This is a genomic window from Micromonospora coriariae, from assembly GCF_900091455.1.
In the GTDB taxonomy this organism is placed as follows: domain Bacteria; phylum Actinomycetota; class Actinomycetes; order Mycobacteriales; family Micromonosporaceae; genus Micromonospora; species Micromonospora coriariae.
In genome coordinates, this window is record NZ_LT607412.1 from 2430143 (window position 1) to 2445923 (window position 15781).

15 protein-coding genes, 1 tRNA gene and 1 pseudogene are annotated in these 15781 nt (G+C 68.8%); 7 read left to right on the plus strand and 10 right to left on the minus strand.

Annotated elements, in window-relative coordinates; translation table 11 throughout:
• Positions 1-27: 27 nt before the first annotated feature.
• Together GA0070607_RS11345 and GA0070607_RS11350 are read left to right on the plus strand one after the other, a co-directional pair.
• Positions 28-1218: a GNAT family N-acetyltransferase gene (locus GA0070607_RS11345; RefSeq protein WP_089018170.1), complete on the plus strand. Its 1191-nt coding sequence runs from the start codon at positions 28-30 to the stop codon at positions 1216-1218.
• Positions 1219-1298: 80 nt separating this feature from the next.
• On the plus strand, positions 1299-2510 hold the full coding sequence (locus GA0070607_RS11350) for a hypothetical protein (RefSeq protein WP_408630879.1): 1212 nt from the start codon (positions 1299-1301) through the stop codon (positions 2508-2510).
• A gap of 12 nt (positions 2511-2522) precedes the next feature.
• Here the strand turns inward: GA0070607_RS11350 and GA0070607_RS11355 are convergent, their stop codons facing one another.
• Both GA0070607_RS11355 and GA0070607_RS11360 read right to left on the minus strand, forming a co-directional pair.
• Positions 2523-3605 carry an NAD-dependent epimerase/dehydratase family protein gene (locus tag GA0070607_RS11355; protein WP_089018172.1) on the minus strand — a complete coding sequence of 361 codons (1083 nt, stop codon included), beginning with the start codon at positions 3603-3605 and terminating at the stop codon, positions 2523-2525.
• Between the two features lie 117 nt (positions 3606-3722).
• Positions 3723-4100 (minus strand): hypothetical protein, encoded by a 378-nt coding sequence (locus tag GA0070607_RS11360; protein WP_231930958.1) that lies wholly within the window; start codon positions 4098-4100, stop codon positions 3723-3725.
• 149 nt (positions 4101-4249) lie between these two features.
• On the opposite strand from GA0070607_RS11360, the gene GA0070607_RS11365 reads away from it, so the two are divergent.
• Positions 4250-4321 (plus strand) — tRNA-Lys (locus GA0070607_RS11365).
• An 85-nt stretch (positions 4322-4406) separates the two neighbouring features.
• Here GA0070607_RS11365 and GA0070607_RS11370 read toward each other — a convergent pair.
• The 3 genes and pseudogenes from GA0070607_RS11370 to GA0070607_RS32310 form a co-directional block, all read right to left on the minus strand.
• Positions 4407-4619 (minus strand): annotated as a pseudogene (locus tag GA0070607_RS11370) (site-specific integrase); the annotation flags it as partial.
• Between the two features lie 1484 nt (positions 4620-6103).
• Positions 6104-6523, minus strand: coding sequence for a hypothetical protein (locus tag GA0070607_RS11375; protein ID WP_157743132.1), 420 nt, complete (start codon positions 6521-6523; stop codon positions 6104-6106).
• Positions 6524-6880: 357 nt separating this feature from the next.
• Entirely contained in the window at positions 6881-7606 is a 726-nt protein-coding gene (locus GA0070607_RS32310; protein WP_157743133.1) for a hypothetical protein, read from the minus strand.
• Positions 7607-8733: 1127 nt separating this feature from the next.
• Between GA0070607_RS32310 and GA0070607_RS11380 the strand changes: the two genes are divergently transcribed.
• Entirely contained in the window at positions 8734-11373 is a 2640-nt protein-coding gene (locus GA0070607_RS11380; RefSeq protein WP_231930960.1) for a TIM-barrel domain-containing protein, read from the plus strand.
• 254 nt (positions 11374-11627) lie between these two features.
• A complete protein-coding gene (locus GA0070607_RS11385) occupies positions 11628-12545 on the plus strand; it encodes an META domain-containing protein (RefSeq protein ID WP_157743134.1) in 918 nt (305 codons plus the stop codon).
• A 26-nt stretch (positions 12546-12571) separates the two neighbouring features.
• On the opposite strand, the gene GA0070607_RS11390 is transcribed toward GA0070607_RS11385, so the two are convergent.
• The 5 genes from GA0070607_RS11390 to GA0070607_RS11410 all read right to left on the minus strand — a co-directional run bounded on the left by GA0070607_RS11390 (position 12572) and on the right by GA0070607_RS11410 (position 14770).
• A complete protein-coding gene (locus tag GA0070607_RS11390; RefSeq protein WP_089018177.1) occupies positions 12572-12943 on the minus strand; it encodes a hypothetical protein in 372 nt (123 codons plus the stop codon).
• A gap of 64 nt (positions 12944-13007) precedes the next feature.
• Positions 13008-13334, minus strand: a complete 327-nt coding sequence (locus GA0070607_RS11395; RefSeq protein WP_089018178.1) for a hypothetical protein — start codon at positions 13332-13334, stop codon at positions 13008-13010.
• Complete coding sequence (locus GA0070607_RS11400; protein WP_157743135.1) at positions 13321-14052, minus strand: hypothetical protein; 732 nt, start codon at positions 14050-14052, stop codon at positions 13321-13323. The genes GA0070607_RS11395 and GA0070607_RS11400 overlap by 14 nt, the downstream gene beginning before the upstream one ends.
• Positions 14049-14411 carry a WXG100 family type VII secretion target gene (locus GA0070607_RS11405; RefSeq protein ID WP_089018180.1) on the minus strand — a complete coding sequence of 121 codons (363 nt, stop codon included), beginning with the start codon at positions 14409-14411 and terminating at the stop codon, positions 14049-14051. Before GA0070607_RS11405 ends, GA0070607_RS11400 begins: the two co-directional genes overlap by 4 nt.
• Positions 14408-14770 (minus strand): hypothetical protein, encoded by a 363-nt coding sequence (locus GA0070607_RS11410; protein WP_231930962.1) that lies wholly within the window; start codon positions 14768-14770, stop codon positions 14408-14410. Before GA0070607_RS11410 ends, GA0070607_RS11405 begins: the two co-directional genes overlap by 4 nt.
• A 269-nt stretch (positions 14771-15039) precedes the next feature.
• Between GA0070607_RS11410 and GA0070607_RS11415 the strand changes: the two genes are divergently transcribed.
• Both GA0070607_RS11415 and GA0070607_RS11420 read left to right on the plus strand, forming a co-directional pair.
• Positions 15040-15456, plus strand: a complete 417-nt coding sequence (locus GA0070607_RS11415) for a YbaB/EbfC family nucleoid-associated protein (RefSeq protein WP_089018181.1) — start codon at positions 15040-15042, stop codon at positions 15454-15456.
• Between the two features lie 3 nt (positions 15457-15459).
• On the plus strand, positions 15460-15780 hold the full coding sequence (locus GA0070607_RS11420) for a WXG100 family type VII secretion target (protein WP_089018182.1): 321 nt from the start codon (positions 15460-15462) through the stop codon (positions 15778-15780).
• The last annotated feature ends 1 nt before the right edge of the window (position 15781 follow it).

A 15781-nucleotide genomic window follows, 5' to 3' on the forward strand; every position in this document is an offset into this window, starting at 1 on the left:
ACCCGCACGGCAGGTTGAGATGAGCGGATGACCATCCGCCGGGTGACCGCCGACGACCGTCTCACCACCAGCTTCCCGCTGGCCGCGTACGCCTTCGAGTCGTCGCCGCTCGGTGCCGCCCGGATCGACGCGTTCCGCGACTACCTGCCCTACCAGGAGGGCAACCGGACGCTGATCGCAGAGGAGAACGGCGAGACGCTGGCCGCCGTCACGGCCATCCCGATGCGGCAGAACCTGCGCGGGGTGGTGCTGCCGATGGCCGGCGTCGCCGGGGTGGCCACCCATCCACTGGCCCGCCGCCAGGGGCACGTCCGGACGCTGCTGCACGAGCTCCTCGACGAGATGCGCGACGAGGGGCACGCGCTCAGCGCCCTCTACCCGTTCCGGCCCAGCTTCTACGCCCGGTTCGGCTACGTCGGGTTGCCCAAGCCGCGCAGAGCCACCTTCACCCCGGCCAACCTGGGGTCGCTGCTCCGCGTGGACCTGCCCGGCGAGGTGGGCTGGGAGCGCATCGCCACCGGCTATCCGGCGTGGCGCGGGTTCACCGAGCGCTGCCTCCACCAGCGGCACGGATTCTCGATCTTCCCGGACTACCGGGCCGTCGGGCTGCGCGACCGGGACGAGTACTGGCTGCTCACCGCCCGGGTGGCCGGCGAGGTCACCGGCGCGGTGACCTACCGGATCGACGAGCACGGCGGCACGCTGCACGGTAACGAACTGCTGGTCACCGACCCGCTCGCGCGGACGCTGCTGTTGCAGTTCTTCTCCCGGCACGTCGACCAGGTCGAGCGGATCACCGTCCAGGTCCCGCCGGACGAGTTGCCGGAGCTGTGGTTGACCGACCTGGACGTGCACGTCGAGGCGCGAACGGTCGTGCCGAGTTCGTCCGCCCCGATGGCCCGGGTGCTGTCGCTGGACGCGTTGCGCGGGCTGCCCGCCGGGCCCGGCCGGGTACGGATCGAGCTGACCGGTGACCGGTGGCTGGCCGGCACCCACCTGCTGGACGGCACGACCGGTGCGCTGGAGTTGGTCGCCGACAGCGCCGGCAGCGCGCCGACCGCCACGCTCACCGCCGGCGGGCTCTCCGCCCTGGCGTACGGGGTGCTGGATCCGGCCGAGCTGCCGTTGCGGGGGCTGGGCGAGGTGCCGGCGGATGCCGCCGCGGAGCTGCGGAGCATATTCCCGCGCGGGGTGCCGTACCTCTTCGCCGACTTCTGATCGCTCACCCAGTCTTAGCCACGGGTTAAACCCGCATGGCGGATTCGCTCCCGCGCCGTCGCGGCTCCTAGCATCACGGGGTGCGCATGACGTCGCTTGTCGCCCTGCTCGTCCTCGGTGTCGCCACCGCGACCCTGCCCGCCTGCGCGTCCGACGACCCGGCTCCGGCCGCCGCGCAGCCCAGCCCGACGGCCGAGCCGGACGCGCTGGCCACCGGCGAGCAGGGTGGCGTCGCCCCGGCGGCCCGGGACGGCCTCGGTGGCCCCGGGGCCAGCCCGAGCCCGAAGCCGGCCGGCAAGGCGCTAGCGGCCGGCAACCCGAAGGGCAGCGCCACCGTGCCCGCCGAGGCGCGGGCGGTGGACACCTCGAAGCCGACCCGGACCATCGGCACCGGCACCCCGGCGAGCTGCACCTCCACGGCGGTGGTGAAGGCCGTCGCCGCCGGCGGCATCATCACGTTCAACTGCGGGCCGGCCCCGGTGACGATCAAGATGGCGGCCACCGCGAAGGTCCGCAACGCCAACGGGCCGAAGGTGGTGCTGGACGGCGGCGGCAGGGTGACGCTGAGCGGCCAGGGGAAGCGCCGCATCCTCTACATGAACACCTGCGACGAGGCGCAGGGCTGGACCACCTCGCACTGCCAGAACCAGGACCACCCGCAGCTGACCGTGCAGAACCTGACCTTCGCCGACGGCAACTCGACCGGGGACAAGGTCGAGGGCGGCGGCGGTGGGGCGATCTTCGTACGCGGCGGGCGGTTCAAGGTGGTCAACTCGCGGTTCGTCCGCAACCGCTGCGACCGGACCGGCCCGGACCTGGGCGGCGCGGCGATCCGGGTGCTGAGCCAGTACGAGAACAAGCCGGTGTACGTGGTGGACAGCACCTTCGGCGGCGCCGCCGGCCAGGGCGGCGTCTGCTCCAACGGGGGCGCGCTGAGCAGCATCGGCGTCTCCTGGGTGGTGCTGAACAGCGTGCTCAGCCACAACGAGGCGATCGGCAGCGGCGCCAACCCGGCCAAGTCCGGCACGCCCGGCGGCGGCAGCGGCGGCGCCATCTACTGCGACGGCAACGAGTTCACCGTGCGGATCGCCGGGACCATCATCGAGAACAACAGGGCCAACGAGGGCGGCGGCGCGATCTTCTTCGTCAGCAACAACCGCACCGGCACCATGACGATCGAGAAGTCCACCCTGCGCCGCAATCCGAGCGGCAAGTTCGAGACCCGGGGCTTCCCCGGCATCTTCTTCCTCGGCGCCCGCAACCCCACCGTGAGCGGCTCGAAACTGAGCTGACCAGGGCGTACCTCAGTAGGGGTTGCCCTGGCCGGCGGCGCGGGCGCGGAGCAGGCCGCCCGGCCGGCCGGGCAGGTTCGACGCGCCGGACAGCGGCGGGCTGGTGGTGTGGTCGCCGCCGGCCATCCCGGCGAAGAGTTCCCTGAGCGCGGTGAGTGAACTGATCTTGGGCTGCCAGCCCAGCTCGGTCTCCGCCCGCTCGCTGGACATCAGCGGCGCGTTCAGGCCCAGCTCGACCCAGCCCGCGTCGACCGGTTGCAGCCGCGCCCGCCAGGTGAGCGCCGCCGCTACCCGCAGCACCGGCGCGGCGACGGGCACCGTCCAGCCGTGGAAGTGCCGGGCCACCAGCTCCGGGGTGAGCACCGGGTCCGCGGCGACGTTGAACGCGCCGCGCGCGTCACCCAGCACCGCCCGGGCGTACGCGTCGGCCACGTCGTCGGCGTGCACCGCCTGCATCCGCAGCCGGCGGTTGGTGGGCACCAGCGGGATCCGGCCGAAGCGCAGCAGCCGCACCGGCGCCAGCGGGCCGAGAAAATAGCGGGTGATCTCCACGCCGGCGTCCCGCTGGAAGATCAGCCCGGGTCGCAGCCGAACCACCCGGAGCGCCGGGTGGTCCCCCTCGATCCCGTCCAGCAGCGCCTCCACCTCGGCCTTGTGCTCGCTGTACGACGAACCGGGCACCCCGGTCGCCGGCCAGCGCTCGCTCACCGGATGGTCCTTCGGGCCGGGCGCGTACGTGCCCACCGAGGAGGCGTACACCAGCGCCGGCACGCCCACCCGGACCAGCGCGTCGAACACCGCCCGGCTGCCGTCGACGTTGGTGCGGCGCAGCACCCGCTGGTCGTGACTGGGCTGAATCTGCCAGGCCAGGTGCACCACCGCGTCCGCGCCGGCGAACACCTCGGCGAGCTGCCCGACCGCTCCCGGCGCGCCGATGTCGCAGGAGTGCCACTCCACCTGGTCGTACGGCTCGCCAGCCTCCGGCCCGGGCAGCCGCCGAGCCACCCCGACCAACTCCACGCCCCGTTCCCGGCGCAGCCGCCGCAGCAGCGCCGTTCCGACGTTGCCGCTCGCCCCCACCACCACGATCCGCATGTCCGACCCCGTACCCGTCCAGCAGCCCGTCAACCGCCGCCCCGGCCGACCTCCTTGATCGACTCGACATCCTGAAAGTCGGGGCGTCTCGCGCCGGCTTCTCGAGGATCGAGTCGATCAAGGGCGAGGCGACTGCCGGATCCAGCCGTGCTTCTCCTTGCCCCGCCGCCCGGCCGTCGCCGCCAGGCAACGCGGGCAGATCCAGCCGACCGGGTCGGCCTCGGTGAGCACGTCGGTGCCCGAGTAGTCGAAGCGCACATGCGGAAAGCGCCGCAGCCGGGTACGGCTCAGCGCCAGGCCGCACACCGTCTGGTTCTGACCGGGCAGCCAGGCGTGCACCTCCCCGCCCGGCTCACGTACGCCGTCCGGCCCGATCTCCTCCCCGGACGCCGCCACCGCCGGAGTGCCGCCCACCTTCATGCCCGTTCTGGTTCCCCACCCGCCCGCACCCATGCCCGGCGGCGGCAGCCACATGCCGGTTGATCCACTCGCCATCGCCGACCTGGGGGTATCCAGCTCGCCGGACACCGCCAGGTCGCCGATCTGGTGTTGATCAGGTGCGGTGGGCGGCGGTGGGGCTAACATCGACGGCCGGCCGGAAGCCGAGAGTCGTCGGCGGGCACGGTCCGGTAACCTGAGCGCGCGGGCCGCTAGCTCAATGGCAGAGCTGTGGACTTTTAATCCATAGGTTCAGGGTTCGAGTCCCTGGCGGCCCACTTTTACGCAGGTCAGCGGCCCCGACCGGGGTCGCTGTTGCCGTGGCCGGGGCCGGTACAGCAGCGAAGTACAGCAGTGAGCCGGTCATCGGTCGAGCGCCTTGCCGAGCCGCTTGAGTGCGTCGCGGGTGGCCGCCGAGGAGACCACCGTGTAGATCTCCATGGTGATGGCGAACTGGGCGTGCCGGAGGATCTGCATCGCCACCCGGGGGTGCACGTCCAGGTCGGCCAGGAGTGAGGCGCAGGTCCGCCGGGCATCCCGGACCGTGATCCGCCGGGCTCCGGCCGCGTCACAGCGCCGCCCCGCAGCGGGCATACGTCAAGGCAGACTTGACGAAGCCCCTGGATTAGCGGGATGGCGTCCAGTTGAAGTACATGCCTACTCTGCTGCCATGGTGCCCTCCCGTCGACGGATCGGCGATCGTATGTCGCAGCGGCCGACTCGGACAGAGTCCAATCGAGTGTCGCTTGACTCTGCGCGTCGTGCTTCATGGGTAGGTGTGGCTTTAGCGATGATCGGTGTTGCGGTTGCTGCAATGGCCCTTGCTCGAGACCTGTGGGAATTCCAGGTCACCCCGCTCCCGACTCCGTCAGTCCCGGCTCAAACATCCCCGCCAGCGGGTTCTCCAACGGCGCAGCCATCGCCATCCTCGCCGCCCCCTCCGACTGTGACCCCATCAAGTGCCAATCCAGCCACTTCGGTTCACCGAGTCGAGATCGTGATCATCCAAGGCTCGCCGCCATCCGTCCAAGGCGTAAACTCTTCCGATCCCATAAGTCAAATTGCGCTTCTTGTTACATCTTTTGGGACGCTGCTTGCAGGCGTAGGCGCCCTCGGAGCCCTTGCGGCACTCCGTCGACGCAATAGTCAGGATGTGGCGGCCCAGGCCGGGGATCAGATGGGTTCAGGTACCGCCCCGGTCGATGGGCTAAGGGATGCAAATGATGATCCGCCTCAAACGGCTGAGTGACCAGATGAGTGACGACGAGGGAGAGCAAATGAGTGATCCCTCCTTCGGGAGACAAGGTGGGTCAGTCGTGCCCGATCCGTGCCCGACGCTGGAGGTTGACGCAGACCGCCACGGTATCGGCAACAGCAAGGTCCGAGGCTTCGCCAAGGGCACAGGCCAAACCGCACCGATCCAGGCTGCTCCCCCAGGGCCTCAACGAGCCAGCCGTCGCAACCGTGCGCGCCGCGATCGAGCACAGGCTCGGCCGCAAGCGCGAAGGAACCGAGAGTGTGTAGCGGGCCATACCGCTGGAAGTCGCGCCAGTAGGTCCCAGCCGGCCAGGAACCGAGACTGGGCAGCGAGGAGGCAGCGAAAGCCTCAACGACGGCCGTGGGGCTTGTCAACGAACCGCGGGCAGGCATTTCCCCGCGTCGCTGTTTGCGCCGAACGTCACTCGTCGACAGCCCGTACCCGGCTCCCCCCAGCGGGGTTCAGGCCGATGGGCTGTCGACAGCAGCGCTGACAGCAACTGCGCTGGACAACAGCGCACGAGCGCGGGTGAAGACGGACAAGGCTCCGAGCTAACGGCCGTTCCCGGACCGTGGCGGACGACCTGCACAGAGCTCAGACGGAAGTAGCCCCAGGCGTGAGTGAGATGGACCAGTCTGGGCTACTTCCGGGCAGCCGGGGTGCCGCGCCAGCGGGATGTTCCTCTTGTAAGCGAGACGTCGCGGCTCGATCTCGGCTGGCTCAACGTGGCGGCCAGTGGCGCGAGCAGCGGGCGACGCGGACAGCCAGGCGCGAGATGAGGCCGGCCAGCTGCCAACGTGTCTTAGTCGAGGAGCCAGCTGAACAGGGCCTTGACCGGTGGAGTCAACGAGGAGGCGGCAACGAGGGTCGCGAGAACCGTGCTAACGATCAGGTTTCGCCGGTGCACGGAGGTCCGCATCCCGGCCGTCAGGAGCCTGGTTACGGCGACGAGCGCTGCCACTGCAGCGACGTACGGCGCTACGCCGATCACGACGATCATCGCCAGCGCCGCCGGCGCCCAGAGGCCCGGCCAGAGATTAGCGCTGCCGGTGTACTCGTCGCCCTGATGAGGCAGGTAGAGGTACCCGGAGAAAGAGGCGGCCCGGCCGAGGGCGACACCGATGGCGCCGACGTAGACAGCGGCCAGGGCGAATTGCGTACGCGTCAAGGTCCGGCCGGAAGAACCCGGTGCAGGGGTTGGATCGACATCGGCGGTCGTCATGGAGCGCATGCTAGACCCGGTCAGCCGGGCCGGTCGTGCCCGACGACCTCTGCCAGTGCCGAGCAGCCAAACGAGCAGCCAAACCGGCGAGCGACAGCGGACGAGCGCGGACGCGGACACCACGTCGAACAGGACGACCAAACGGCTGACCAGCGCCCCGGGACTGACTCGTAATGCGTAGATCCGCGTGGAGGACGGCGCGGCCCCGTACAACTGCACCGTCCTACCCGTGGTTGCGAGCCGGACGCCGCGCTTCCGGCAGCGCGAAGTCGGACGTCCCATTGAGCTGACGATCCTTCCTAGACACGGAAGCACTCGCTGTACGGAGCTTGTAGACGAGTCGCCTTGCGGCTGGGGTCAGGGGCCAAACCTAATTTCGACCTCGGCCTTCGCAAGGAATGGGATGGCCTTCAACTCGCCCTTGATCGACCATTCCTTAGGTTTCAAAAGCCCCGATATGAGATCCCATAGATACCCCATGGCCTTTCGGATCCGCTGGAGGATTCGGGCAAACCCTGCGGTCTTATGAGGAGATGTTATCGTAACTTCTTGGTCCACTCCATCCGGGTTATTGAGTTCGTGTTGAAACTCCGTGACCTCAGTCTGCAGAGACTGCATCGCCAATGCCATTGACGATACAGCCTGACTTTGGGTTTCACCGTCCTGCACCAACAAGGCTCTAAGCTGGTCAGTTAGGAAGTCGCAACTCACGTTGACGTTCTCGATGAAGCTGTCTAGCTTCGGAGCCGGCACTTCGTCTGCTAAGTCGCGCAATACCGCCTGTGCGGCCTCTTTAACGCCACTTACCGCCTCGGTAAAGCGGGCCTCTCGGTTCCGGAAGAACTCTCGGGCAGCCGCGCTCTTTCCTGGAAGCTCACGTGGCCTCGGTATATCACTGCTTTCGGCTACCCTAGTTGCCTCGGGCGTCTCGAACGTGCGTGGGCGAGCAACGACTGTAGGTTCCGGGATTTCTTCGGACGATCGCCACAATGCAGGCGGGACGATGCGGGGACGTTCGGTCCGCCGCAGCATTTCCGAATTTGAGCGCGAACGTTCGCTCTCGTCGCCTCCGAGTTCTCTCATGGAGGGATCGTCCTACACTTGACTTAGGTCTACTGTCGGCTTGTTGTCTGATGGTTGAGGTAACGATGGCCTGGTGTATGCCTGCACGCTTGCTAGAAGATCCGGCCGGCGTAAGCGAGGGCGCTCAGCAGCGGTCATGTAGGTGAGGCTTGCCCACCATATGACCAAGCGAGTACTGCAGGGGAGTGCAGCAAACGCTTGTCGGCCGCCCCAGCGAACGCGATCGACCCCGACGGCAACGCCGAATATCGCATCAACCGGCATGCAGCCGCCTGGCCAGGCTCTACAGACCAGAAGGTGGCGCGTCAGCAGATAGTCAGCGAACGCTGTGCTGCGCGACCGACTCCAATGGTCACAGCCGGCATGACACCGAAGGCAGGACCACAGGGACCGACACCCGCTGACACTGGCCGACAACGCCGACCAGGCTCCCCCGGCGGGGATCGAAGCTCCGTCTCGACCTGGTCGCCGTACAGCACGGAAGTACAGCAACCCACCGCACCGTCACAGCCCTTGACCGACCGGCCGAGGCGCGCGACCTGCGAACCAGGCCGTCTGCAACCGCCTCGCCGGTAATCCATAGGTTCAGGGTTCGAGTCCCTGGCGGCCCACTCTTCCGCAGGTCAGCGCCCCCGTCGGGGGACGCTGTTGCCGTGCCGGGGCCTCGTACGGCAGCGAAGCCGCTCCCGATCGGATGATCTCCCGAGGCCGGGCCACTCTGCCGATCGGCGGGAGTGAGACAGCGAACGCGCCTGGAGGCCTGGCCCCAATCCTGGCGTGGGAGGAGCCGAAGTGTCCGCGCGACCCCGCTCGGCTTGCCGGGTTGGCGGGCCGGCGATGGGCCTGTCGGACGAGTACGGCCGCTGACGGAAGAGAGAAGGGACACTCTCCAAGGTCCGTTGACATGTGTTTCGGTCTAGTGACAGCGTTGTCATCGACTCATTTCCTCCATATGAGACGAGGAGCGCATCTTGCTCTATCGGGATTCACGCCGCCGCGGCGCGACAGCAGCCGCCGCAGCCGGCATTCTCATCACGGGGCTGATACTCGCTCCATCCGCGCCGGCCCAGGCCAGCCATGACCAGGCGAAAAACGGAGCCGTCCGGTCCGGGAACGCGCGCTTCGAAGTGCTGTCCCCGACCCTGATCCGCACCGAGTACCAGAAGGACGGCAAGTTCACCGACGCCGCCACGTTCAACGCCGTCGGGCGTGACGATTTCTCCCGTACGCGTTTCACCAAGCACGTCGAGCACGGCTGGCTCACCATCGACACCGGCGCGATGACGTTGCGTTACCAGGTGGGCTCGGGGGCGTTCACCGCCGACAACCTCACTGTGCAGCTCAAGGCCGGCAAGCAGACTGTGCAGGGCCAGCCCTGGGCCGGCCACACCGCCCCGGCCTGCGCTTTCGGCGCGCTCTGCGAGGCCGAATCGCTACAGTTGAACGGCCCCGGCGTGGCCACCGACCACCAGGGACATACCGGACGCGGCTTCGCGGCCGGTTTCGCCTCGCCCGGCGACTCGGCCACGTTCGCGCTCGACGTGCCAGAAGGCGGCACGAAGCAGCTCACCGTCCGCTACGCCAACAGCACCGGCGGCGACGGCCAGAACGTGGCCCGCACCCTGACCGTTCAGGTCGACGGCGACGCCGCCCGCACGCTGACCCTGCCGCCCACTGCGAACTGGGACACCTGGGCCCTGGCCAGTGTGCCGGTCGACCTCACCACGGGCCGGCACGAGATCAGCGTCGTGCGAGGTCCCAACGACTCCGGCAATGTGAACATCGACAGCCTCGCAGTGGTCAACCCGGGTGATGTGTTCCCGGCGCCAGCCACGCCCCAGCCGCAGCCCCTGCGGTTCGGCACGCTGGGAGAGGCCGAAACCGGCGCGCTGACCGGCGGTGCGAAGCCCGCGAACGACCACAACGGCGCTTCCGGTACGGGATTCCTGGCCGGCCTGGAAAGCACCGCGTCCGCCGACGCGCTCACCGTGACGGATGTTCCGTCGACGGGCGACTACCGGGTGCAGATCCGCTACGCCAATGGCCAGGCCGGCTCCCAGCCGAGCCAGGCGCGCACCATGTCGGTTACGGCGGGAACGGCGGCGCCGGTCACGGCGACCCTTCCGCCGACCAGCGGGTGGGACTACTGGAACACGGTTTCCGTTTCGGTCCACCTCGACCGCGGCACCAACACCGTGACGCTGGGCTGCCCCACGGATGCCAGCTGCAACGTCAATGTGGACACGGTCGCCGTCACGAGTACGGACTCTCCGCTGCTCGCTCCCCACGCGCCGCTCGGCGGCTACCGCCGGGGCCTGGACGGCGTGGACGGTTCCGCGCTCACCGCTCCGGGCCTGCTCTACCAGGACGGCTGGTACCTGCTCGACGACTCTGCCTCGGCCCTGAGCAACACCAAGCCCCGGCCTGCCCCCGAGCAGGACGGCTACGTCTTCGCGTACGGGCAGGACTTCACCCGTGCTTTGAAGGACCTGTCGACCCTGACCGGGCCCACGAAGCTGCTGCCGAAGTGGGCGTACGGGGTGTGGTATTCCGAGTACTACGACCGCACCGCGACCGAGTTCCAGAACCTGGTGACCCGGGCCAAGGCCGAGGGTGTGCCGATGGATGTGCTTGTCCTCGACACCGACGTCAAGGCGCCGGACAAGTGGAACGGCTGGAGCATCGACCCCACCCGGATCCCCGACCCGAAGGCGTTCTTCGACTGGGCCAGGAAGCAGGGCCTGCACACCGGCATCAACATCCACCCGAGCATCCTTGGCTCCGACCCGAAGTTCGCACAGGCGCAGGCCACCGCGAAGGGGAAGCTCCAGCGCGTCGGCTGCAACGGCGGTGCCGACTGCTACGCGTTCGACTTCGGCGACCCGGACCAGCTCAAGGCGTACATGCAGCTCCACGACGGGATGGTGCCGAAGGGCAGCAAGGGCCCGGACCTCTGGTGGTTGGACTGGTGCTGCGACAACACGAAGTCCTCGCTCGCCGGGGTGACCGCGGACGCGTGGATCAACCAGCAGTACGCCGACAAGACCGGTTTCGCGTTCTCCCGGGCGTACGGCTCGTTGCAGGCCGGCGGCTACGGCAGCCCGACCCCGGTGTCGACCGGACCGTGGGCCGACAAGCGCACCACGCTGCACTTCACCGGCGACACCACCTCGGACTGGCAGACCCTGCAGATGGAGGTCGGCTACACGCCGGGCGAGTCGGCCGCGACCGGGCTGGCCGCGGTCAGCCACGACATCGGCGGGCACACGGGCGGCCTCCAGGAGCCGGGCAGCGAACCGGGCAGCACGAAGCTGCCCGACGACCTCTACGCCCGGTGGGTCCAGTTCGGTACGTTCCAGCCCATCGACCGGCTGCACTCCAACCACAGCGACCGGCTGCCCTGGCAGTACGGCCCGGCGGCGGAGGCGTCGGCCAAGAAGTTCCTGAACCTGCGGGAGAAGCTGCTGCCCTACACCTACGCCGCCGCCAAGGAGGCCACTCGCACGGGTACGCCCATCGTCCGGTCGATGTACCTGGCGTACCCGAATGAGCAGGCCGCGTACGCCACCGCCGGTTCCGAGTACCTCTACGGTCCGGACTACCTGGTGGCACCGGTGACGACGCCCGGCGACACCGCCACGACGTCGGTGTGGTTCCCGCCGGGCAACAGCTGGACCGACATCTTCACCGGGAAGACGTATCGGGGCGGCACCACGCAGGACATCACCACCACGCTGGACACGATGCCGGTGTTCAAGAAGCACTGAGACGGTCAGTCCCAGACCGCACCCATCAGTGCCAGCCTTCCGGGCCGGCTTCCAGGACGGGTCCGGACGCCGGCCGGGTGGGTTCCCCCCACCCGGCCGGCGTGCCGTTCTTCCAACCGAGTGCTCAGCGCGGTCCGAGGGGATTGGCGCTGCGGGATGCCCGGGCGAGGGAACCGATGACCGCGGCTGCTCGTCCAATCAGCTCAGGTCCGGGCCGCTGAACCGCCCGGCGGGTGTTGGTACGGGGAGAGAAGATGAGCGGACGCAGGTACCTGATAGCTGTCGCGGCGGTCGGTATATTGCTCGCGGGCTGCAGTGAGCGGGTCGGGTTGGACACGGCGGCTCCGGGTGGTTCCCAGGCCGCCGCTTCGGGACCTGCATCGGCTGTTTCGCCGCAGACCGATCCTGTCGCGCTGATCGGTACCTGGAAGCTGGCGGAGGTCGCCGAAGGCGCGGGTGACATTCTGCAGCTCACACCCGACAAGCACGACGGCCTGCTGCTGTTCGACAGCTGTGGCGTGATGATGGGGACGTGGCGGGCCAACGTCGACGGCCTCTTCGTCGCTGGCGCCTCCGGACGTTCGGTTTCCGACAACGACTCCCGGAAGTGCCGTCCCGGGTCTGAGATCATGACTCCGGCCTGGCTGCGTCGGGCCAGCGCCTTCCGGGTGGAGGGGAACAGCCGCGTTCTGCTCGACGACCAGGGCGGGCACGTCGCCCGGCTGCTGCCCGGCGCGAAGCCCACCCCCAGGCCGAACCTGTTGCCGTCTCCGTCGGTGCCCGTGGTCACCGACGAGGTCCGGCGTGCGTTCGCGCCGGCCGCCGCGCTGCCGGCGGCTCTGACGCCAGCGCGCCGTGATGCGCTGCTCGGTCGGTGGGTGCCGGTTGATGCTAGGCCGGGCAGGTTCAGGTCCGGGGGGCCGTACGTGGAGCTGCTCGACGACGGCACATGGCGCGGTTCCGACGGCTGCAACGGTGACGGAGGGCGATGGGTCGCCGGACCGGCGGGCGACTTCCTCGCCACCAGCGGACCCACCACGGCAATGGGCTGTGCGAACGTTCTTGTGGGCGTCTGGCTCTCCAAGGCGTGGCGGGCAGGGCTGGACGGCGAAGTGCTCGTGCTCCTCGACGCCCAGGGCGGAGAGACGGGCCGGCTGCAGCGCGACAGTTGAGGTCGCCGACGTGCGCTCGTTCGGACTCAGTCGCCCCAGTCCAACTGGTGCTCCGGAACACCCACTGACTTGCCGTGCTCGACAGCCTCGGCTCGCCCTGCTCGATCGCCCCTGCGATAGCGGAAGACCTGGTTGGGAAAGACCACGACGCGGTCGTCACCAATGGTGAAGTCGGCGTACCAGCCGCCGTCGGTGGCCAGCGACCCGGCGAGCGCACGGCCGATCTCGTCGGCTGCCGCGTTCGCCGCCTCGAAGTCGAGCAAGGTCCACACCTTCGGCTGGGTATCCGAGGCCGAGTCCGATACGTCCTGCCGGCGGACCCGGACGATGTTCAGCCCTGCCACCCGGAGGTCGGTCGATGGGCGCAGGCTCTCGGCGATCAACGTCCCTCGAATCATGAGCTCAGCCTGCCAGCCACCTACGACGTCGGCGGGGTCCGACAGCGCCCCAACCAGTGGCCGCCTACTGCTGTTCCTGAGTGCCCAGGTCCGCGGCGAGCTCGGTCGCCTCGTCGGTGATGCGTTGCCGCTCGTCCGGGTCCAGGTCCTGTTCCCAGGCTCTGAACCGGTGGAAGCGGTCGAGGAGTTCTCCGCCGTAGGCGTCGTTGGTGGCGATCTGGCGTAGGTCGGCGTGGCCGGCGAGGACGTCGCGGGCCATCTCCTGGAGGTCGCCGCCGCCGACTCCCTCGCGTAGCCGGGTGAGGCTGGCGTGGAGGAGCCGGGCGAGGCCCGGGTCGCCGTCGGTAAGGTCGAGGAACTGCTGCTCTGATGGTGGTTCAGGTTGCGTCATTGAGCACCCGGCTCGTGTAGGGCTGGTCGGGCAGGGGCACCTGGGACAGGTCGCCACCCTGTTCGGCGAGGGTCTTGAGGAAGCTGAAGAAGCCGAGGATCGCGGTGCCGGCGGCTTGGATCTTCAGTGCGGCGTCGTTGACCTTCTTGACCAGTTCGATGGCTTGCCAGGCGGCGACCCCGTAGCCGACGACGGCACCGGCACCGGTCTCGATGAGCGCGGTACCTGCGGCGGCGCTGACCCCGATGATGATGGCCTTGTCGATCATCATCTTGACCAGGCCGCCGATCATATCGGCCAGCAGCCAGATGGCGCGCGCTGCCTCGTGGTACTTCTCTTTGATCTGGATGAGGGCGAGGTTCTGCTGAACGAGTGCCTTCGTGAGCTGACGGAAGTAGACGAAGGCCGCGTCACCAGCCCGACCGTCCCACTGCTGATCCATGTGGGAGGCGGTCAGACTGACGTTCTGACCGAGGGCCTGCAGACTCTGGCCGAGGTTGCCGTAGGCGTCGCCCGCCTTGTAGAAGCTCTCCCAGTCTCCGACCAGGGCGTTGCTGATGGTGCCGATGACGTCGTAGCCGGCGCAGTCCTTGATGATCTGGTTGACCCAGTGCGAAATGGAGATCGCGTCCAGGACGCCGATCGGGTTGGCGAAGCCCTTCGTCATCGTGGGATCAGGCTCGCTGGGCTCGACGAGGAAGTCGGTCGGCTCTCTCACGGCAGGTTCCCACCCGTCGGGTGCCCGCTGGGAAGCTCATAGCCGCTGCGGTCGACGGTCGGGTAGGTCGCGTCCAGGCGGGCCGCGCTGCCGGTATCGGTGCGCCGGTAGTAGTCGGCGGTCTCCTGGAGCACGTCGCGTGACTTGCCGAGCAGGTCCATCAGGTGGGTGAGCCGCTTGTTCATCTCGTCGACGAGCTGTTGGTGTGCGGGCCACGCTTCGTTGAGCAGGCCCTGGCCGTGCCATGGCATGTCGGTGTGCTTGAGCGTGTACGCCTTGGCGGTCTGGGCGTCGAGGGCGGCGTCGTTGAGGCGGGAGACGGCGCGCTCCAGGGCGCTGGGTTCGACGGAGAAGCTCACAGACGATCCCCGATGATGCCCGTCACCACGAGCAGGACCGCGGCAGCGAGCAACGCGAGCGCCATGATCCGACCGCGCCGTTTCGACACCGCATTGGTGCTGGCCTGGTAGACGCCGAGGCCGGCCACGGCAGCCACCCCGAGGGGTGCCGCGACCGACATGAAGCGGAAGAACGACCAGACGCTGAAGGTGCCGTCGTCCCCCACGATCGCCAGTTGATAGACCAGGAAGCCGAGGCCGACCACGCAGAAGAAGAACAGCACCATCGACACCAGCGCGACGCTCCTGCGGAAGTCATGCCACTGATCCAGCTTGTCCGGCACCGCCGTCACCGGATCCGTCCGCCCCGTGTCGCCCACGACCGCACGATGCCACAGCCCGACCACGCACCGCGACCCCGCCTTCAGGCCAGACCACGAGAGGCCGGGGCCGACCGCGCGACTCGGCACGCCGGCACGCCTGGGTCCCGGGAGACGGCGCATGCGCCGCGGGCGTCCCGCGCGGCGGCGAACGATCGGGTACGGTCCGTTCCAAGCCGTTCACCAATGGTGGTACGAGGGCCCACGCCACCGTCCACTGAGGTGAATCGCTGGCGGGAAGCCGCTGGCCGGCTGGAGAGGAGCCCTTCATGACGGCCAGCGCAGACGAGTTCCGCCAGTCGATGGATGACGCCCTGCGTGCCTTGCACGAGTTGCGGGCCAACCGCCCGGCGGAGGAGAGCGTCGAGACCCGCGGTGAAGCCAGCGCGGCGGACGGCCGGATCACCGTGGTGGCCGCTCCCGGCGGTCGGATCGAGTCGATCACCGTGTTGCCGCAGGTGCTGCGCGAGGGCGGCGACTACCTTGCCGAGCAGTTGACGATCGCCGTCAACGCCGCCCTCGACGACCTGCGGGCCCGGACGGTCACCGACGCACCGGACGTCCCGGACCCGTCCGTGCTGCTCGAGCGTCTCGAAGGCGTGCAGCAGCAGTCGGTGCGCCAGATGCAGTCGTTCCTGAGCACTCTCACCGCCGCTCAGGCCCGGATCGCGCGGTCAGCGGGCTGACCAATGTCGTTGGAGATCGATCCCGATCAGGTGCGGGCGGCCGGCACTCGGCTCGTCGACGTGGGTGAGGGCCTGGCGACGGCACTCGAAGGGCTCGACGCACGGCTGAAGGGCTTCGGCGAGCCGTGGGGCGGAGACATGCTCGGCACCCTCGTCGCTGCGTCCTTTCCGGTCGTCTCCCGCTACCTGTTGGAGTGCTGCGCCGCGATGGCCGACGAGTACCAGAGCAGCGGCGAGGATCTGATGGCCTTGGCGGACGACATGACAGCCGTCGAGGAGGAGCTGGTCGGCCGCTTCCGCGCGCTGGCCGGGGAGTTGGGCTGAC